The 19,012-nt window shown below is 68.7% G+C and carries 13 protein-coding genes, 1 tRNA gene and 1 pseudogene; 6 read left to right on the top strand and 9 right to left on the bottom strand.

From position 1 onward, the window contains the following. Positions 1-53: 53 nt before the first annotated feature. The 6 genes from AC0VYD_RS00075 (at position 54) to AC0VYD_RS00050 (ending at position 5,687) form a co-directional block, all read left to right on the top strand. Positions 54-2,075 carry a hypothetical protein gene (locus AC0VYD_RS00075; RefSeq protein WP_475477992.1) on the top strand — a complete coding sequence of 674 codons (2,022 nt, stop codon included), beginning with the start codon at positions 54-56 and terminating at the stop codon, positions 2,073-2,075. Positions 2,076-2,263: 188 nt separating this feature from the next. Then, positions 2,264-2,596 (top strand): hypothetical protein, encoded by a 333-nt coding sequence (locus tag AC0VYD_RS00070; RefSeq protein ID WP_475477991.1) that lies wholly within the window; start codon positions 2,264-2,266, stop codon positions 2,594-2,596. A 446-nt stretch (positions 2,597-3,042) separates the two neighbouring features. Next, the gene (locus AC0VYD_RS00065) at positions 3,043-3,441 is read left to right on the top strand and encodes a hypothetical protein (RefSeq protein ID WP_475477990.1); all 399 of its coding nucleotides are present in this window, start codon (positions 3,043-3,045) and stop codon (positions 3,439-3,441) included. Between the two features lie 10 nt (positions 3,442-3,451). Then, a complete protein-coding gene (locus AC0VYD_RS00060) occupies positions 3,452-4,144 on the top strand; it encodes an ATP-binding protein (protein ID WP_475477989.1) in 693 nt (230 codons plus the stop codon). A gap of 98 nt (positions 4,145-4,242) precedes the next feature. Continuing rightward, positions 4,243-4,464 carry a helix-turn-helix domain-containing protein gene (locus AC0VYD_RS00055; protein ID WP_475477988.1) on the top strand — a complete coding sequence of 74 codons (222 nt, stop codon included), beginning with the start codon at positions 4,243-4,245 and terminating at the stop codon, positions 4,462-4,464. Beyond that, the gene (locus AC0VYD_RS00050) at positions 4,464-5,687 is read left to right on the top strand and encodes a tyrosine-type recombinase/integrase (RefSeq protein ID WP_475477987.1); all 1,224 of its coding nucleotides are present in this window, start codon (positions 4,464-4,466) and stop codon (positions 5,685-5,687) included. Before AC0VYD_RS00055 ends, AC0VYD_RS00050 begins: the two co-directional genes overlap by 1 nt. A 95-nt stretch (positions 5,688-5,782) precedes the next feature. Here the strand turns inward: AC0VYD_RS00050 and AC0VYD_RS00045 are convergent. The 9 genes and pseudogenes from AC0VYD_RS00045 to dnaA form a co-directional block, all read right to left on the bottom strand. Continuing rightward, positions 5,783-5,856, bottom strand: a tRNA-Ile gene (locus tag AC0VYD_RS00045). 198 nt (positions 5,857-6,054) lie between these two features. Then, positions 6,055-6,645, bottom strand: coding sequence for a DUF3566 domain-containing protein (locus AC0VYD_RS00040; RefSeq protein WP_475477986.1), 591 nt, complete (start codon positions 6,643-6,645; stop codon positions 6,055-6,057). Between the two features lie 101 nt (positions 6,646-6,746). Then, on the bottom strand, positions 6,747-9,362 hold the full coding sequence (gyrA, locus tag AC0VYD_RS00035) for a DNA gyrase subunit A (protein ID WP_475477985.1): 2,616 nt from the start codon (positions 9,360-9,362) through the stop codon (positions 6,747-6,749). Positions 9,363-9,420: 58 nt separating this feature from the next. Then, positions 9,421-11,358, bottom strand: coding sequence for a DNA topoisomerase (ATP-hydrolyzing) subunit B (gyrB, locus tag AC0VYD_RS00030; RefSeq protein WP_475477984.1), 1,938 nt, complete (start codon positions 11,356-11,358; stop codon positions 9,421-9,423). Between the two features lie 472 nt (positions 11,359-11,830). Further along, on the bottom strand, positions 11,831-12,292 hold the full coding sequence (locus tag AC0VYD_RS00025; protein ID WP_475477983.1) for a DciA family protein: 462 nt from the start codon (positions 12,290-12,292) through the stop codon (positions 11,831-11,833). A gap of 79 nt (positions 12,293-12,371) precedes the next feature. Next, the gene (gene recF, locus AC0VYD_RS00020; protein WP_475477982.1) at positions 12,372-13,502 is read right to left on the bottom strand and encodes a DNA replication/repair protein RecF; all 1,131 of its coding nucleotides are present in this window, start codon (positions 13,500-13,502) and stop codon (positions 12,372-12,374) included. 104 nt (positions 13,503-13,606) lie between these two features. Then, positions 13,607-14,503, bottom strand: a pseudogene (gnd, locus tag AC0VYD_RS00015) (phosphogluconate dehydrogenase (NAD(+)-dependent, decarboxylating)); the annotation flags it as partial. A gap of 79 nt (positions 14,504-14,582) precedes the next feature. Further along, positions 14,583-15,722, bottom strand: a complete 1,140-nt coding sequence (gene dnaN, locus AC0VYD_RS00010; protein ID WP_475477981.1) for a DNA polymerase III subunit beta — start codon at positions 15,720-15,722, stop codon at positions 14,583-14,585. Positions 15,723-16,975: 1,253 nt separating this feature from the next. Beyond that, complete coding sequence (gene dnaA / locus AC0VYD_RS00005; protein WP_475480381.1) at positions 16,976-18,985, bottom strand: chromosomal replication initiator protein DnaA; 2,010 nt, start codon at positions 18,983-18,985, stop codon at positions 16,976-16,978. Positions 18,986-19,012 lie beyond the last annotated feature (27 nt).

Here is a 19,012-nt window from a genome sequence, read left to right as displayed (position 1 = left end):
GCCGGGGCCGCCCACCGGGCGGCCCCGCCCCACCATGACGAAGGAGACAGAGGATGGCTCGCAAAGAGCTGGTGGTGAGCGGCCGTAACAGCGCTGAGGCGTCGGTGCGGCCCGGCCCGACCTTCATGGACTACGTCCGCCCCTGGATGGCAGCACCCGCGCTGATCCCGGCCGGGTTCCTCACCCACTGGCTGTGGGGCGACCTGGGGTGGAGCACCGGACTGGCGGCGGCCGCGATTGCGGCCGCGGGCGGGGTCGTGACCCTGGCTGCGCACCACCTGACCGCCGCCCGCACCTGGTACGCGCACCACATCTCCACCGCGATGATCGGGGGAGCTACGGCCTGGCTGAGCTTGGCGACCGCTTTCGGTCCCGGACGGCCTCTGATGGACGTGCTCCTGATCAGTGGTGCCGCGCTGGCCGCTACCGCTGACGTGCACCTGTGGGCGCGCGGGCAGGGCACCGGAGAACCCTCCCGCAAGGGCTCCGGTCGGGTGCTGCCCACGTTCGAGGAGGTGGCCGCCAAGCTGCACCTGCGCGACATCAAGGCCAAGCTCACCGCCGACACCGACATGCAACAGCGCCACGCCCTGACCTTGGACAACGGCGAGACGGCCGAGTCCGTGCAAAACCGCGCCAAGGAACTCGCCTCCGCCTACGGGGTGGCGCCGGGGGCGATCCGGGTGATCGAGGACCACTCCCGCGCTGACCGGGCCGAGTTGGTCATCACCAAGAAGGACGTCATGGGCCGCCTCATCCCCTGGGAAGGGCTCAACCCCGCCCATGTGGGTGCCTCGATCGCTGACCACCCGCTGCACCTGGGCACCTACGAGGACGGGGAGCCCTTCCACAACCAGATCACCAACCGCCACAGCCTGACCGTGGGAATGGCGGGTGCGGGCAAGAGCGTGTACGGCAAGGTCAAGATGGTGCAGATCGCCGCCCGACGTGACACGTTCACCCTGGCGATCGATCTGGCCAAGGGGCGCCAAACCTTGGGGCCGATCGAGGGTGCGATCGGGTGGCCCGCCTACTCCAAGAAGGACGCCCGGGGCCAGTTGGCCGCGATCAAGCGTGCGATCAAGGCCCGCGCCAACCACTTGGCCGATCAGGGGCACTCGCAGTGGGTGCCCGGGTGCGGGCTGACCTTCCTGCACATCCTGGTGGAAGAGGCCGCAGAGGTCGTGGACTTCGAGGAGATCGTGGAAGTGGCCCGGGTCTCCCGGTCGGTCGGGATGCACCTGGACCTCAGTCTCCAGCGGGCCACGTGGGGAAACCTGGACACCGACACCCGCGCCAACCTCGGTGACGGGCTCTGCTTCGGGGTCCGTGACTACGCGGACGCTTCCTTCGTGCTCCCGGACTACGTGACCGAGGCCGGGTGCGACCCCTCCCGGTGGCGCAAGTCCAAGCCGGGGGCCGCCTATGCCGCGATCGAGCACACCGACCCCGACCGGCACGTGGTGGCGGTCAAGATGTTCGGCCCGCCCACTACCGACCCCAAGGACGAGAACAAGGTCCTGACCGCCGCCGCTGACAGCCTCCCGGATCAGGACGCCAAGTTGGACCCCGTCACGCGGGCCGCGTTCGGTGCCGAGTACGCCCAGTTCCTCGCGGGCCGCACCAACACCACCGCACCGGCCCCGGCTGTGTCGGTGCCTGAGGTCGCGGACGTGGCCGGCGAGGTCGACGATGAGGAACTGATCGTGGACGAAGGCATCGATCCGATCGTGCTGTCCACCCCCGACGACGACCCCGAGATCACCGGAGACCCCGACACCGAGATTCCGCCCCTGGATCCGGAGGACGACTTCGTGGTCGCTCCGAAGAAGGGCACCAAGGGGTCAGCGGAAGAGGCTCGCACCGCCGCCGCTGACGTCTTGGAGGACTGGGGCAACGGCCACCGGTTCAAGACCTACGACTTCAAGACCGCTCTGTCAGAGCTGGGGGTGGAGCGCAAGAAAACGTGGTTCTACGACCACCTCGCCAAGCTCCAGAAGGACGGCCGGATCCAGCACGAGGAGGAGACCGGCGACTGGGTCGTGGTTGAGGCCCGTGCACTCGTCGACGCCTGATCACACACCCTTCCGGGCCCGTTCCGAACCGGCTTCCGGACCGCGTTCCGAACCGGTTCGGAACGCCTCTGACCTGTAACACCACGCCGGGGCGTCCGAACCGGCGTCCGCACCGCGACGACGGCCCCACCCCAAGCTTGCAGGCACCGGGTGGGGCCGTCTTCTCCCGAAACCGAGAGGACCCCAGTATGGCCACTCAGACCACCAGCCGAGAACTCCAGCACACCGCCGCCCGGGTACTCACCGAACTGCTCTACGCCGACCTGCCCGGAGTGGACTGGACCCTGTATGCGCCGGGCAGCTACACCTCCTGCTTCGTCCCGCCCCGTCTGAGCGTTGACCTGTTGTCGGGACAAGTCACTTCGCACCAAGCCGTCCGGGACTGGGCCGCGCACCTGGACACCCATGTGGAACTGCGCCACGGCAACACCCCCGACGCCCGCGCGATCGTGGACGGCATCGTCGTGCGGGTCTGGTGCGCCCCCAAGTTCCGGGACGACCTGACCACCTCGGAGGGCTAGTGGTACCGGCCGACCCGAGCACGGCGCGCGGCCGCTGGCTGCGCTACGTCTACGCCACTGCCCGAGTCCCTGACAGCGTGCGCGTGCTCTTGCTGGTCATGGCGGAGCACATGGACGAGGACGGCCGTGTCGAGATCGGCCGAAACGACCTCGCGGTCCTGCTCTCCCGAGCCCCGCAGAGGATTTCGACACGCTTGTCCGAAGCTCTCGGAGCAGGGTTGCTAAGCCAAGTACGTCGTGGCAGCAGAAGCACCAAGTCGGTCTTCCAGGCGCTCATTCCGGAGGCTGACTCGGTCACCCCCGTGGGTGACATGTTTCCAGGGAAACAGGTCTCGATCTCAAGACCCCTTTCCGAGGAAACAGATCACCCCCGGGGAGGACATGTTTCCGAGGAAATCGATCACCCCCGGGGGAGACCAAGCGCCCCTGCTTCGTCACCCCCGGGGGTGACGGAGAACGAGGCCCCTATAAGGGAAGGTTCGCGCGACCAGCCGTCACAGGCCACACCGACGGCCTTCTCCGACCAGCCCGACCCGTCCACTCCGATCAGCCGCAAGCGGGTCAACGCACTCACCACCGTCTACCACCGCGCCACCAACGGCATGGGCGACTGGAACAAGACCCGCTCCGTCGTCAAGAAGGCCCTGACCAACGGCTACGCGGATGACGAGATCTCCCGAGGGCTCGAACACGTCGCGGCCGAGGGCCGGTTCGCCCTGACCGCCGACACCCTGCGTATCGCGATCAACCGCACCCGCCCCCGCCCTCAACTCCGCGTCGTGGGCGGCCACACCCCGTACCGCAACCCCAGCGATTACGGCGACGACCCGGACCCCTGGTCCTGAGAGGAACCGCGTGAACACGACCACCGAAACCCAGTTCTTCGCCCGGCTCGCACGCATCACCCGCGAGAAGGGCCTCGACACCACCCCCGGCCCCGTGGACGACGCCCCTGACCCCGAACTCCCCGGACACCCCACCTACCACCACAGGCAGCGCATCAGCGCCGCTCTGACCAAGTTTGAGCGCGTCACCCCGCCCCGGTACCTGACCGCCGCCACCGAGCACCCCACGGTGTGCGACTGGGCCGACCGGGTCGCCGCTGACGTCACGCAGGCGCCGTCCCTCATGCTCTGGGGCGGCACCGGCACCGGCAAGACCCACGCGGCGTTCGGAGCGGTGCGCAGGATCGCCCTGACCGGCCCCGCGCGGTTCGGATTCGTGGCCACCACGTTCCCCGATCTGTACGCCGCGCTCCGCCCCGGCGCGGGCAGCGATGACGAACGCGAACGGCTCATGCGCCGCGTGCTGAGCGTGCCCGTGCTGCTCCTGGACGACCTGGGGACCACGAAGTCCTCGCTGTGGACCGAGGAGACCACCTACCGGATCGTCAACCACCGCTACAACCGCATGCTCCCGGTGATCATCACCAGCAACGAGCCGCCCGCCGCCCTCCCCGAACTGCTGGGCGACCGGATCGCCTCCCGGCTGATCGAGATGACCACCCGGGTGGAGATGACCGGCGCGGACCGGCGGCTCACCCGATGACCCCCGCCGCACGCACCCACGAAGACGGCCCCGGCCTGTACCGCCAAGCACCGCCGGAGCCGCACCCCCAACCCGCGAAAGGCATGGAGGCACCAACCATGATGACTGACCGCAGCCAAGAAAGCCCAGACCTTCCCAAGGCCCTGCTCACCGTTGGGGACGCAACCCAAGTTCTCCAACTCTCCCGGGCGGAACTGTACGAGCAGATGCGGGCTGGCCGCCTGCGTTTCGTCAAGATCGGTCGTGCCCGCCGGATTCCGGCGGCTGCGATCACCGAGTTCGTCGCTCTGTTGGAAGAGGAAGCCGAGGTGGCCGCCTAATGGCCCGTCGTGGCAAAGGTGAGGGCACGATCTACAAGTACCGCAACGGGTACGCCGCACAAGCGTGGGTGACGACACCGACCGGCGATCCGAAGCGGAAGACGGTGTACGGCAAAACCCGGGAGCGGGTGCATTCGGAGCTGGTCAAGCTCCAAACCGCCGCCCAGAAAGGGCCTGTCGCAACCTCCACCCCGACTGTGTCCGCGTACCTGTCGTACTGGATGAAGGAGGTCGTGAAGGAACCGGACTTCTCTCCGTTGACCGTCACGACCTACGGGCAGCACATCCGCCACTACCTGGTGCCGCACCTGGGGAAGAAGAAGCTGGACAAGCTCACGGCTCGTGACCTGAGAACGTGGGTGAACACACTTCGCAAGACCTGCCAGTGCTGCGCACAGGGTCGGGACAAGGCACGACGGCCGGACCGGCGTCGATGCTGCGCAGTGGGGGAGTGCTGCCAGAGCTTCACCACTGAGAGCAACATCTACGAGGCCCGCAAGGTCCTGCGCAGCGCGCTCTCCAATGCGGTGCGCGAAGAGCTGCTCTCACGCAATGTCGCCGCGCTGCTGAAGATGTCGAAACCGCGGGCGAAGAAAGAGAAGCCCTGGACCTTGGATGAGGTCCACCGCTTCCTGGCATCCGCTCGCGCGGATGATGATCCGCTCTACGCCGCCTATGTGCTGCTACTCGTGTTGGGCCTGCGCAAGGGCGAACTGCTGGCACTCAACTGGTCTGAAGTGAACCTCGACGTGCCGGAGCTTTCGGTGGAATGGCAGTTGCACCGGATCGGGGGAGAGCTTCGGCGCCGGAAGAAGACGAAGACGGAGGAGTCCGAGGACACGATGCCGCTCCCTGTGCTCTGCGTGGAGGCTCTCAAGCTCCGCCAAGAGCAGCAGGCAAGGCAGAGGGCAGACGCCACCGAGTGGGAATCTTCGGCTTACGTCTTCACCACACGGACTGGTCACGCGGTGGACCCGAGTCGGAGCTTCGCCCGGCAGTTCGACTCGCGATGCGCCAAGGCCGGTGTTCGCCGGATCGAGGTTCACACCACCCGCAAGACGTGCGCGACGCTGCTGGCAGCCCTTGACGTCCATCCCCGAGTCGCTATGCGGATCTTGCGGCACAGCCAGATCAAGCTCACGATGGACCTCTATACCCAGGTCCATGACGACGCGACAGTGAACGCTCTCAAGAAGCTCGGAGGAAGCATCACCGGGGGATGAGCGAGCCCCGCCCGGCCGCCCCACAAGCGATTGATGCAGTACTTTTCAGCAGTACGCAAAAGGCCCCCCGGTCAACCGGGGGGCCTTTTTGCATGTGGGCGTACCAGGACTTGAACCTGGGGCCTCATCCTTATCAGGGATGCGCTCTAACCGACTGAGCTATACGCCCTTGTTCCGACGAGAACTCTACCGCATCCCGGGGGCCGGAGCGAACCGGTTCCCTCGGGTCTGGCAAGAGGCGACACGGGCCTGCCGCGTCCGTCTTCACCTCCCATTTTAGCGGGTTTCACGAGTGCTCGGGACAGCCCCGGACAGACGTCGGGCCCGGCTCAAACCAGGAGAGCCGGGCCCGACGGGCGTTCGGGGACTACTCGGCCTCGGAGAGGGTGACGTCGACGCCGCCGACCAGGTCGGCGACCAGGTTGTACAGCATCGCACCCACCGTGGACAGGGCGGTCAGGAGCACGACGTTCAGCGCGCCGATGACACCCGTGTAACCCAGCACACGACCGGGGGAGAACCAGGCGGCCGGGTTCAGGCCCAGCTCGTCCTCTGACCCGTCGCCCTCCAGGAGGGCGCCGATCATGTTGGTCAGCTCGTCGAAGACACCCAGCATCGACAGGGTCGCGTAGATGACGGCGACCGCGACGAACAGGATGATGAAGCAGACGAGGGCGACCACGAAGCTGAACTTCATCACCGACCACGGCTCCACCCGGGAGACCGTCAGGTGGGCCTTGCGGCTCGACAGGGACGCCTTGACGGCACCCGGCGCCTCGGACTTGGCGGCTTCGGGCTCCGGGTCGGATTCGGCCGTCACCTTCGTTCCCCCCGTCTCCGGCTCGGTCGGCTCGGATTCGCTCCGAGCGGTCGGCTCCGCCGTTTCCACGTCCGTGTCACCGGCGGTCGCAGCCGCATCGGACTCGTTGCTGGTGGTGTTCCGCTGGTTCTCAGACATAGAAGCGTTACCGCTGGACTTTCGTTGAGACGGGTCGATCCGTGTGTCCCGCGGGGCTCCGGAAAAGAACCCCGCGGGACTTACTGGGCTTAACGCGCAGTCTATGCCTCAGGGTTGCCATCCCCGGCGACCGTCTCCCCACTCGTGTCGGGTGTCTCGGCGGCCTCGACGGCATCGGCGACCTCCTCGGCCTCGGCCTCCTCGGCGGCCTCGGCGTTGGCGGCGACGGCCACGATCTTGTTGCCCTTGCTCAGATTCATCAGCCGGACACCCATGGTGGTACGTCCGGACTGCTTCACCTCGGCGGCACCGGTGCGGATGACCCCGCCGGCGGAGGTGATCGCGAAGATCTCGTCCACCCCAGGGTCCACCATCAGGGCGCCGACCAGCTTGCCGCGGGCCTCCACGACCTTCGCCGTGAGCACGCCCTTGCCGCCGCGGTTCTGCACCGGGTACTGCTCCGAGGGGGTCCGCTTGGCGTACCCGTTCTCGGTGGCGACCAGGACGTCGGTGGAGCCGTCCCCGGGGCGGATGACGTCCATGGAGAGCAGGTAGTCACCCTCCAGGAACCGCATCCCGATCACACCGCTGGTCGCCCGGCCCATCGGGCGCAGCGACTCGTCGGCGGCCGGGAAGCGGATCGCCTGGGCGTCGCTGGAGATCAGCAGCAGGTCGTCGTCGGGGAAGACCAGGCGCGCCGCGATCAGCTCGTCCTCCTCGCGGAGGTTGATCGCGATGATGCCCGCCGCGCGCGCGGAGTCGAAGTCCTCCAGTCGCGACTTCTTGACCAGGCCCTCCCGGGTGGCCAGCACCAGGTAGGGCGCGGCCTCGTAGTCGCGCAGCGCCATGATCTGCGCGATCTCCTCGCCCGGCTGGAAGGGCAGCAGGTTGGCGACGTGCTGGCCGCGTGCGTCGCGGGCGGCCTCCGGCAGCTCGTACGCCTTCGTCCGGTACACCCGGCCCTGGTTCGTGAAGCACAGGATCCAGTGGTGGGTGGTGGTGACGAAGAAGTGCTGGACGATGTCGTCCTGCTTGAGCTGGGCGCCCCGCACCCCCTTGCCGCCGCGCTTCTGCGCCCGGTAGTTGTCGATGCGGGTGCGCTTGGCGTACCCACCGCGGGAGATCGTGACGACCACGTCCTCCTCCGCGATGAAGTCCTCCATGCGCATGTCGCCCTCGAACGGGATGATGTGCGTGCGCCGCTCGTCGCCGTACTTCTCCACGATCTCGCCCAGCTCCTGGCGGATGATGCTCCGCTGGCGCACGTCCGAGGCGAGGATGTCGTTGTAGTCGGCGATGAGCGACATCAGCTCGTCGTACTCGGCGGTCAGGGCGTTGCGCTCCAACGCGGCGAGCTTGCGCAGCTGCATGTCGAGGATGGCGCGGGCCTGGATGTCGTCGATCTCCAGGAGGCCCATCAGACCGGTGCGCGCGGCGTCGGCGGAGGCGCTGCTCCGGATGAGGCTGATAACCTCGTCGATACGGTCCATGGCCCGCAGCAGGGCGCGCAGGATGTGCGCCCGCTCCTCGGCCTTGCGCAGGAGGTACTGCGTCCGGCGGACGATGACCTCGACCTGGTGCTTGACCCAGTGGCGGATCATCTGGTCCAGGCGCAGGGTGCGCGGCACCCCGTCGACCAGGGCCAGCATGTTCGCGCCGAAGGTCTCCTGCAGCTGGGTGTGCTTGTACAGGTTGTTCAGCACGACCTTGGCGACGGCGTCCCGCTTGAGCACGATCACCAGGCGCTGACCGGTGCGACCGCTGCTCTCGTCACGCACGTCGGCGATGCCGGTGATCTTGCCGTCCTTGACCAAGTCGGCGATCTTCAGTGCGAGGTTGTCCGGGTTGACCTGGTAGGGCAGCTCGGTGATGACCAGGGTCTGGCGTCCCCGGCTGTCCTCCTCGACCTCGACCACGGCGCGCATGGTGATGGAGCCGCGGCCGGTCCGGTAGGCCTCCTCGATGCCCCGCTTGCCCACGATGAGTCCGCGGGTGGGGAAGTCGGGGCCCTTGACCCGGGCGATGAGCTGGTCGAGCAGCTCCTCGTCCTCGACCTCGGGGTTGTCCAGGTACCAGTTGACGCCGTCGGCGACCTCGCGCAGGTTGTGCGGCGGGATGTTGGTCGCCATGCCGACCGCGATACCCGAGGAACCGTTGACGAGCAGGTTGGGGAAGCGGGCCGGGAGCACGACGGGTTCGGCGGAGCGGCCGTCGTAGTTGGGTCGGAAGTCGACGGTCTCCTTGTCGATGTCCCGGAGCATCTCCATGGCCAGCGGCGCGAGCTTGCACTCGGTGTAGCGCATGGCGGCGGCCGGGTCGTTGCCCGGCGAGCCGAAGTTGCCGTTCGGGTCGACCAGCGGCATCCGCATCGACCACCACTGGGCCAGCCGGACCAGGGTGTCGTAGATGGCGCTGTCACCGTGCGGGTGGTAGTTACCCATCACGTCACCGACGACGCGGGCGCACTTGAAGTACCCGCGGTCGGGCCGGAAACCGCCGTCGTACATCGCGTAGAGCACGCGCTGGTGTACCGGCTTGAGGCCGTCACGGACATCGGGCAGGGCGCGGCCCACGATGACCGACATCGCGTAGTCGAGGTAGCTGCGCTGCATCTCGACCTGGATGTCGACGGGTTCGATCCGGTCGGTCAGGCGCGGCAGGGACTCCACCGGGGAGTCCCCGCCCTCAGGAGTGTCGGGGTTGTTCGCATCCGTCACGGATGTCGATCCCTTCTAAAGCTTGCTTGGGCACGGGCGGGAGGAACGCGGGAGGAACCTAGATGTCCAGGAAGCGGACGTCCTTGGCGTTGCGCTGGATGAAGGCGCGTCGCGACTCGACGTCCTCACCCATGAGCACGCTGAACAACTCGTCGGCCTGGGCCGCGTCCTCCAGGCTCACCTGGAGGAGGACGCGGCGGTCCGGGTCCATCGTGGTGTCCCACAGCTCGTTGGCGTTCATCTCGCCCAGACCCTTGAAGCGCTGCACCATGTCGCGCGGGCGCGGGTCCCTCTTCCCCTGGGCGATCCCGGCCTCGATCAGCCGGTCCCGCTCGGCGTCGGAGAAGGCGTAGCTCGCGTCGGCGCCCTTCTGGTCCCACTTGATCTTGTACAGCGGCGGCGCGGCCAGGTACACGTTCCCGGCCTCGACCAGCGGCTTCATGAAGCGGAACAGCAGGGTGAGCAGCAGGGTACGGATGTGCTGACCGTCGACGTCGGCGTCGGCCATCAGGATGACCTTGTGGTACCGCAGCTTCTCGGCGTCGAAGTCCTCGTGGATACCGGTGCCCAGGGCGGTGATGATCGCCTGGACCTCGTTGTTCTTGAGGATCCGGTCGATCCGGGACTTCTCCACGTTCAGGATCTTGCCCCGGATGGGCAGGATGGCCTGGTTGTGCGGGTTGCGCCCACCCTTGGCGGAGCCACCGGCCGAGTCGCCCTCGACGATGTAGACCTCGCACTCCTCCGGGTTGGTGGACTGGCAGTCCGAGAGCTTGCCCGGGAGGGAGGTGGTCTCCAGGAGGGTTTTGCGGCGGGTCAGGTCGCGGGCCTGGCGGGCGGCCACGCGGGCGCGGGCGGCCTGGCTGGCCTTGGACACGATGTCCTTGGCCTCGCCGGGGTTGCGCTCGAACCAGTCGCGCAGGTGCTCGTTGGTGACCTTCTGGACGAAGGACTTGGCCTCGGTGTTGCCGAGCTTCGTCTTGGTCTGGCCCTCGAACTGCGGGTCGGCGAGCTTGACCGAGATGATCGCGGTCAGGCCCTCGCGGATGTCGTCGCCGGTGAGGTTGTCCTCCTTGTCGCGCAGCAGCCTCTGGTCCCGGGCGTACCGGTTGACCAGTGTGGTGAGCGCGGAGCGGAAGCCCTCCTCGTGGGTGCCGCCCTCCGCCGTGTTGATCGTGTTGGCGAAGGTGTGCACGGACGAGGTGTACGACTGGTTCCACTGCATGGCGATCTCGACCGAGATGCCTTCGCCGTCCTCCTCGAAGGAGATGATCGACGCGTGCGCCGGCTCCTTCTTGGCGTTGATGTGCCGGACGTAGTCCGACAGCCCCTCCTCGTAGTGGAAGGTGTTGACGGTGGGCCCGCCGTCGGTGTGGTCGGGCCGCTCGTCGCGGATGGTGATGGACAGCCCCTTGTTGAGGAAGGCCATCTCCTGCATCCGGCGGGCCAGCGTCTCGAACGAGTACGTGGTGGTCTCGAAGATGCCGCCGTCGGCCCAGAAAGTGGTCTGGGTACCGGTCTCGTCGGTCGCCTCACCCTTGATGAGATCGCCGGTCGGGGCGGTCATCTCGTAGTGCTGGCGCCACACGTGGCCGTCTCGGCGGATCTCCACGTCCAGCGCTGTGGACAGCGCGTTGACGACGGAGACGCCGACACCGTGCAGACCGCCGGAGACCGCGTAGGACTTTCCGTCGAACTTGCCGCCCGCGTGCAGCGTGGTGAGGACGACCTCGACGGCCGGACGCTTCTCCACGGGGTGGAGGTCGACCGGGATGCCCCGGCCGTTGTCGGCCACCCTGACGCCGCCGTCGGCGAGCAGGGTCACCTCGATGGCGTCGGCGTGACCCGCCAGCGCCTCGTTGACCGAGTTGTCGACCACCTCGTAAACCAGGTGGTGCAGACCCCGCTCCCCGGTGGAGCCGATGTACATGCCCGGGCGCTTGCGTACTGCCTCAAGCCCCTCGAGAACCGTGATTGATCCTGCGTCGTAGGCCAAGTGGGAACACCCTCCTGCTGGGGACGCCTGTCGGCCGCGGCCGAGCGGACTACGGTCAACCCACGGCAGGGTGATCGCAGGGTCGACATGCCGCGACACCCGGGGATCACCGTTCGCCGCACGGGCCGTCCGCCCACCCTCTACATGGGGGCGTGGTACCGGCTACAGGCGTCTGAAGAACCGTCCCCATGATACCCCGCGCGGTGCGACAAAGTGGCATTGGCGGCCCTGTGCCGCTCCAGAACGAACGTTTGGGGCGGGAGCCGAGTCCCTACACGCGGGGGACCCCTTGCGCAAGTCCCGGCGCGGTTGAGTGCCCTTGGAAGGACGGTCACCCCCCGTCCCCGACCGCCGACCCGCAGGTGGAGCGAGTACACACTCGGGAGCCCAAACACCCCACAACGTCTGAAAAACCCCCGGGACCCCCAGGTCACAGGCGTTTTCACCGTCCCGGAACTCCCCGCCGCAGGGGTCACCGGCGCCGGGAACCGGGACCCCTGACCTTGATCGAGACGACGGTGCCGTCCCCCAGTTCCTCGTTGAGGCGGCGGACCAGATCACGCACCATCGCTCGCGCGTGGGCCGCCATCGTCGGCGAATCGGCGACCACGACGAGTTCGCCCTCCGAGTAACTCTCCGGCCGGAGGTGCTCGGCGTTGAACTCGCCCACGATGTCCGCCCACCGGCCGAACACCCCGCCGATGGCCACCTGTTCCTGCCAGCCGTGCTCGATCAGCCAGGTCCGCACCGCGTCGCCGAACAGTTGGGGCTCGTTCCGTGACCGCAACCGGCCACGCCTGCGGGTGCGGTTCATCCCCCTGGGAACGGCTCCGCGCTCCCGTGCCTCCGCCTTGGCCCGGGCCAGGGCCTGACGGGCCAGGTCCGCCCCGGAGGCCGGGGGGACGGGCGGGGCCGGGGGCGGGTTCTCGTCCACAGGCTGTGGACGGGCCGCGTCGGTGGGAAGCTCCGGGGCGCCCCGACCCGCCCCGGGGTCCACAGGCTGTGGATAACGGTCACTCACTCTCGACCACCCCCTGACGCACCCCGAACCTGGCACCGTCCAGTTCCTTCGGGATGTCCTCGCCGACCGCGGCGGTCACCAGGACCTGTTCGGCGTCGCGCACCCGTTCGGCCAGCCTCCGGCGGCGCTCGGCGTCCAGTTCGGCGAAGACGTCGTCCAGGATCAGCACCGGGTCGTCGCCCTCCGCCCGCAGCAGCTCGAAGGCGGCGAGCTTGAAGGACAGGGCGTAGGACCAGGACTCGCCCTGACTGGCGTAACCCTTGGCGGGCAGGTCGCCGAGTTGCAGGTGGAGTTCGTCGCGGTGCGGTCCGACCAGGCTGATCCCGCGCTGCAGTTCGCGCTCGCGCGCCTGGGCCATCGCCTCGCGCAGAGCTTCCACGAGCTGTGGACGCTCGCGCGGCACCTCCGCCCCCTCCGGGACCGCCGAGCTCCGGTAGGTGGGCACGGCCGGCCCGCCGGAGTCGGTCAGCCCCGCATAGGAGTGCGCGATCAGCGGACGCAGCTCCTCCACCAGGCCCAGCCGGGCGGCGAGGAGTTCGGCTCCGGTCTCCGCGAGGTGGGAGTCCCAGACCTCCAGCGTGCTCAGGTCGGGCGCGGCCCGCTGCCGCAACCGGGCCGAGGCCGACTTCAACAGGGCGTTGCGCTGCTTGAGCACCCGCTCGTAGTCGGAGCGCACCCCCGCCATCCGGGGCGCCCGCGCCACCAGCAGGTCGTCGAGGAAACGGCGCCGCTCTCCCGGGTCCCCCTTGACCAGGGCCAGGTCCTCGGGGGCGAAGAGCACCGTGCGCAGGATGCCGAGCACGTCGCGGGGGCGCCCCGCGGCGCCCCGGTTGACCCTGGCCCGGTTGGCCCGCCCGGGGTTGATCTCCAGGTCGACCATCATGTCCCGGCCCTCCCGGACGACCTTGGCGCTGACGATGGCGCGGGGCGCGCTCCGGCGGACCAGCGGCGTGTCGGAGGAGACCCGGTGGCTGCCCAGGGTGGCGACGTAACCGATCGCCTCGACCAGGTTGGTCTTGCCCTGGCCGTTGGATCCGACGAACGCGCTCACCCCGGGTTCGAGGCGCACAAGAGCCGACTCGTAGGAACGGAAGTCGGCCAGTTGCAGGTGGGAGACGTACATCCGGCCTTCCTCCTGGAGGGGAGCGCAAAAGCGGAAAGGGGTGCGGAAGAGGAATCGGGGGCGGCCCGGTGTACCCCGGACCGCCCCCGGAGGAGAGACGGTGGCTAGGCCTGCTCGTCCGCCTTGGTGACGGCGTGGCCGCCGAACTGGTTGCGCAGGGCGGCGACGACCTTCATGGCCTGGCTGTCGTCCTGCCGGGAGGCGAACCGCGCGAAGAGCGAGGCGGTGATCGCCGGGGCGGGCACCGCCAGGTCCACGGCGGCCTGGACCGTCCAGCGGCCCTCGCCGGAGTCCTGGGCGTAGCCGCGCAGCTCCGACAGGTCCGGGTCCTCCTCCAGGGCGCGGCAGAGCAGGTCCAGCAGCCAGGAACGGACGACCGTCCCCTCACGCCAGCTCTCGAAGGTGCCCGGGACGTCGTCCACGAGCCCCGAGGCGACCATGAGCTCGTAGCCCTCGGCGAAGGACTGCATCATGCCGTACTCGATGCCGTTGTGGACCATCTTCACGAAGTGTCCGGCGCCGACCGCTCCGGCGTGCACGAAACCGCCGCCCTCGTCGGGGGTCAGCGAGTCGAAGACGGGGCGCAGGCGCTCCACGTCCCCGGCCTGGCCGCCGACCATGATCCCGTAGCCGTTCTGGCGGCCCCAGACACCGCCGCTGACCCCGGCGTCGACGTAGCCGACGCCCTTCGCGGACAGCGTCTCGGCACGGGCGCGGTCGTCGGCGTAGTGCGAGTTCCCGCCCTCGACGATGACGTCGCCATCGGAGAGGAGGTCACCGAGCTCGGAGATGATCGTGGCCGTCGGGTCGCCCGCGGGGACCATCACCCACACGAGGCGGGGGGCCTCCAGGCGGTCGACCAGCTCGGCCAGGGACTCGACGTCCCGGTCGCCGGGGGAGGCGTCGTAGCCGACGACCTCGTGCCCCTTCTCCCGGAGCCGGGCGGCCATGTTGCCGCCCATCTTGCCGAGGCCGATCATTCCGAGTTGCATGTGTGGACTCCCCCTTGGGCACCTGTGGACACGTGGAAGCCGACCGGCCCGGGCACGGCGGACGCGTTCGGTCGGACGGGCGTTCGGGTCAGCCGGAGAGGCGCACCGGCATGATCAGGTATCGGTACTCGGGGGACGAGCCCTCCTCGGCCGGCTTGCCGGTGAGGATCGCGGGCTTGGTCGAGGTGGTGAAGTGCAGGCGTGCCACGTCGGTGCCGATGGCGCCGAGTCCGTCCAGCAGGAATCCGGAGTTGAACGCGATCTGGATGTCGTCGCCGTCCAGGTCCGCCTCCAGGGTTTCCACAGCCTGTGCGTCCTCGCCGGTGCCCGCCTCCAGGACGAGGGCTCCCTGGGAGAAGGCCAGCCGCAGCGGGGTGTTGCGCTCGGCGACGAGCGAGACGCGCTTGACGGCCTCGACGAACTCGGAGCGGCTGACCTCGGCCACCGTGTTGAAGGTGTCCGGCAGCAGGGCCCGGTACTTGGGGAACTCCCCGTCGAGCAACCGGGTGGTGGTCCGGCGGCCGCCGCCCTCGAAACCCATCATGCCCTCGCCGGAGTCGCTGCCCGAGAGGGCGATGGAGACCTCGGCGCCAGAGGTCAGCGTCTTGGCGGTGTCGTGCAGGGTTTTGGCGGGGACCAGGGCGACGGCGGAGAGGTCGGGGTTCTCCGGCTTCCAGCTCAGCTCGCGGACGGCGAGGCGGTAGCGGTCGGTGGAGGCGAGCGTGATCGTCTCACCCTCGATCTCGACCCGGACACCGGTGAGCATGGGCAGCGTGTCGTCGCGGCCCGCGGCCACGGCGACCTGGCCGACTGCGGCGGCGAACACGTCGCTGCCGATGGTCCCGCTGACCCCGGGCATCTCCGGGAGGGACGGGTAGTCCTCGACCGGCATGGTGTTCAGGGTGAACTTCGCGCTTCCACAGGTGACGACGGCCTTGGAGCCGTCCGTGGAGATCTCCACCGGCTGTGGGGGCAGGTTGCGGGTGATCTCGGCGAGGAGACGACCGGAGACCAGGGTCTGCCCGGCCTCCTCGGTCTCGACGTCGACCGAGACCTGTGCGGACACCTCGTAGTCGAAGCCGGACAGGCGCAGCCGCTGACGGCCGTCGGTCTCGCCGGCGTCCAGCAGGATTCCGGCGAGCACCGGTACCGAGGGGCGTGTCGGCAGTGTTCGCGCTGTCCAGGCGACAGCGTCGGCCAGTACGTCGCGTTCGACCCGGAACTTCACTTTCCGACTCACTTTCCGCACGACCGGTGGACCGGTCGCAGCCTCAACGTTGCAGCTCGTGGGTCTGCCGGGCGGCTCCGTCAACAGGGTGTGGACGGTGTCCGCGACGAACGCGGGCCGTGCCACTGGAGCGGCCTCGGTTCCCGTAGGGGTCACCGCTCAGATCTGGGCGGCTCAGGACAGGGGCGAGACCACACGTTACCCGGATTCACCGCCTGCCGCTGCCAGCTCGGCACGGGACCGCCGTCACCTCGATCTCGGGGCTTTGTCCACAGATTTGACGCGGAGCTGTTTTGAAGCCCCCTCTTGGTTACTCAAGGTGCGTAGTAGTAGTAGGGCCTGTGGATAATGTGGATAACCATCGTTTTCGCAGGTCACCACGCGAATTTTTGTCCACAGGCCCTGTGGATGACCCTGTGCGTAACTCGGCCTCCCTGTGGACGGAACAGAGGGCCCTCAGGTTGTCCACACCTCGTCCACAGGTCCGTCCACAGGTTTTCCCCAGGTTGTCCACAACAGCCTGTGGTTCGGTGATCCGATGACCCGTGGTTGCGTCCACAGGGGGACCCCCGGTTACCCACAGGCTCGGAGCAGTTGTCCACAGATTATCCACAGGGTTGTCCACAGATTTGACGCCCTTCCTGTGGATAACTTGGCCGAGAAGAGCGAAAATTTTTTTTCCGAACCGCGCGCAGACCTCGCGAACCTGGACAAACAGTCTGTGCACAGAGTTTTCCACAGGCTCTTCGCGAACTACGAACCCCGGTCGTTGTCACGGTCTCCGACCAGGCCCCTCCGGGAGCGGTGTGGGCAGGGCAACAGGCGCTGGAGTCCTGGGGAAACAGGGAGAACAGTGCGTGTCCGGTACGGACGGTTCCCGACACGTACGACACGGGCGTACCCGGCTTCAGGGGAGCAATGACCACACAAGCCTGTGGATAACTCGGTGTGGGCGGTTGAACCCCGGATCCCGCGGACAGGGCGGGGCCGCCCGCGGAGCCGTCGTGCCGGTGCCGGACACCGCGGGGGAGGGTCGACGGGTAGAGCTGTCGACACAGAGACACAGAGACACAGGGATACGGAGACACAGGGATACGGAGACACATCGGCCGTGGCCGGGACCGGGCTCCGGGTGGCCGGCCCCGGGGGACAGCGGGGGCCGCCGTCCCCCGCTGTCCCCCGGGGCCCCCGCTGTGCACCTTCGGCGTTCCGGTGTCCCTGCCCCGGCGTTCCGGTGCCGGGCAGGGGCCCGGTCAGGTCAGCGAGGGCTGGTCCTTGATCCGGCTGGTCAGTTCGTGGACCTGGTTGTAGATGGAGCGGCGCTCCGCCATCAGGGCGCGCACCTTGCGGTCGGCGTGCATGACGGTGGTGTGGTCCCGGCCGAACTGCTGGCCGATCTTGGGCAGGGAGAGGTCCGTGAGCTCGCGGCACAGGTACATGGCGATCTGCCGGGCCGTGACCAGGACCCGGGACCGCGACGTCCCGCACAGGTCCTCCAGGCTCAGCCCGAAGTAGGCCGCGGTCTGGGACATGATCGCGCTGGCCGTGATCTCCGGGACCTCGGCGTTGGGGACCAGGTCCCGCAGGACCTGGCCGGTCAGGTCCAGGTCGACGGACTGCCGGTTGAGGCTGGCGAACGCGGTCACCCGGATGAGCGCGCCCTCCAGCTCACGGATGTTGGTGGAGATCTTGCTGGCGATGAACTCCAGGACCTCCGGCGGGGCGGCCAGTCCTTCCTGCGCCGCCTTCTTGCGCAGGATGGCGATCCGGGTCTCCAGCTCGGGCGGCTGGACGTCGGTCAGCAGGCCCCACTCGAACCGGCTCCGCATCCGGTCCTCCAGCGTGGTCAGCTGCTTGGGCGGCCGGTCACTGGAGATGACGATCTGTTTGTCGGAGTTGTGGAGCGTGTTGAAGGTGTGGAAGAACTCCTCCTGCGTCTGCTCCTTGTTCTCCAGGAACTGGATGTCGTCCACCAGGAGCACGTTGATGTCCCGGTACCGGCGGCGGAAGCCGTCCGCCTTCCCGTCCCGGATCGAGTTGATGAACTCGTTGGTGAACTCCTCGGAGCTCACGTACCGCACCCGGGAGCCCTCGTAGAGCCGGTGCGTGTAGTGGCCGATCGCATGCAGGAGGTGGGTCTTGCCCAGCCCGGAGCCCCCGTGGATGAACAGCGGGTTGTAGGCCTTGGCGGGGGCCTCGGCGGCGGCCACGGAGGCCGCGTGCGCGAACCGGTTGCTGGAACCGATGACGAACGTGTCGAAGGTGTACTTCGGGTTCAGCCGCGCGTGCTCGCCCGGCGGGATCTCCGGGGAGCGCCCGGGCGGAGAGGCGGGGGAGCCCGCGGCCCCCTTCTCCTCAGACTGCTCCCGTGCAGGTGCCTGGGCCTCCTCGGCGGGCTGCCCCCGCCCCGGGGCCGGGCCCTCGGGGCCAGGCGCCGCGGGCTCCGGCGCCGGAGCCTCCGCGGCCGGGGTCTCCCAGCGGTTGGGCTGGTCCCAGGAGGATTCCCCCCAGGCTTGCTGCTGCCACAGCTGTTCCTGGGCGGGCTGTTCCCATCGCGGGGAACGGGAGGAGGGAGCCCCCTGGGCGCCGGGCGCGGGCGCCTCCGGTGGTGCGGAGTGGGAACGGGGGGCCTGGGGGTGCTGCCCCTGGGCCGACTGGTCCTGGTCAGGTGCCCAGCCCCCCGGGGCCGCGTACCACCGGTCACCGTTCTGGGGCGCGGGGTGCCTGGGCGCGGCCTGTTGCTGGGGCCGCTGTTGGGGCTCCTGAGGCGGGGGAGCGGTGCCGAGTAGGTCGGCCTGGGCCCGGGCGTGGCCGGGGTGCGCCCCCAGTGCCTCGGAGGGGTGCGGTTCGGCCGGGCGTGCGTGCTGGCCCCGGGCCTCGTGCGCCGCGCCCTCCTGGGGAGGGGGTTCGTGTGCGGGGGGCTCGGAGCGCGGTGCGGCCGGGGCGGGGCCCTGCGACGCGGGGAGGGGTCCGTGCGCTCCCGGTGCGCCGCCGTACGGTGCGGGGGTCGGCGGCGGGGTCGGTACCGCGGTGGGGTCCACGGTCACCGCGACCCGGATCTCCCGGCCCAGGTGTGCGGAGAGGGCCTTGCTGATCGCCGGGTAGAGGCGTGTCTCCAGGACCTTCTTGGTGAACTCGTTGGGCGCTGCGATCAGCGCCGTGTCCTCGATCAGACCCAGCGGACGGGTCTGCGGCAGCCAGGCGCGCTGGTGCGCGGGCAGGGAGTCGTTGTCGATCCCGTCCAGCACGCTTGACCAGACCATTGCGAGGTTGACCTGTGCTTCAGCCAA

It is taken from the genome of Nocardiopsis sp. iso_40 (assembly GCF_056173285.1).
The sequence above is the reverse complement of the archived record's forward strand: the minus strand, read 5'-3'. Positions and strand labels throughout refer to the sequence as shown.

Bases quoted from the DNA above. Each gene is read 5' to 3' on its own strand.
- AC0VYD_RS00040 (WP_475477986.1), bottom strand. From the start codon at position 6,645: ATGTCTGAGAACCAGCGGAACACCACCAGCAACGAGTCCGATGCGGCT.
- AC0VYD_RS00055 (WP_475477988.1), top strand. From the start codon at position 4,243: ATGATGACTGACCGCAGCCAAGAAAGCCCAGACCTTCCCAAGGCCCTG.
- AC0VYD_RS00075 (WP_475477992.1), top strand. From the start codon at position 54: ATGGCTCGCAAAGAGCTGGTGGTGAGCGGCCGTAACAGCGCTGAGGCG.
- AC0VYD_RS00050 (WP_475477987.1), top strand. From the start codon at position 4,464: ATGGCCCGTCGTGGCAAAGGTGAGGGCACGATCTACAAGTACCGCAAC.
- dnaA (WP_475480381.1), bottom strand. From the start codon at position 18,985: ATGGTCTGGTCAAGCGTGCTGGACGGGATCGACAACGACTCCCTGCCC.
- AC0VYD_RS00070 (WP_475477991.1), top strand. From the start codon at position 2,264: ATGGCCACTCAGACCACCAGCCGAGAACTCCAGCACACCGCCGCCCGG.
- recF (WP_475477982.1), bottom strand. From the start codon at position 13,502: ATGTACGTCTCCCACCTGCAACTGGCCGACTTCCGTTCCTACGAGTCG.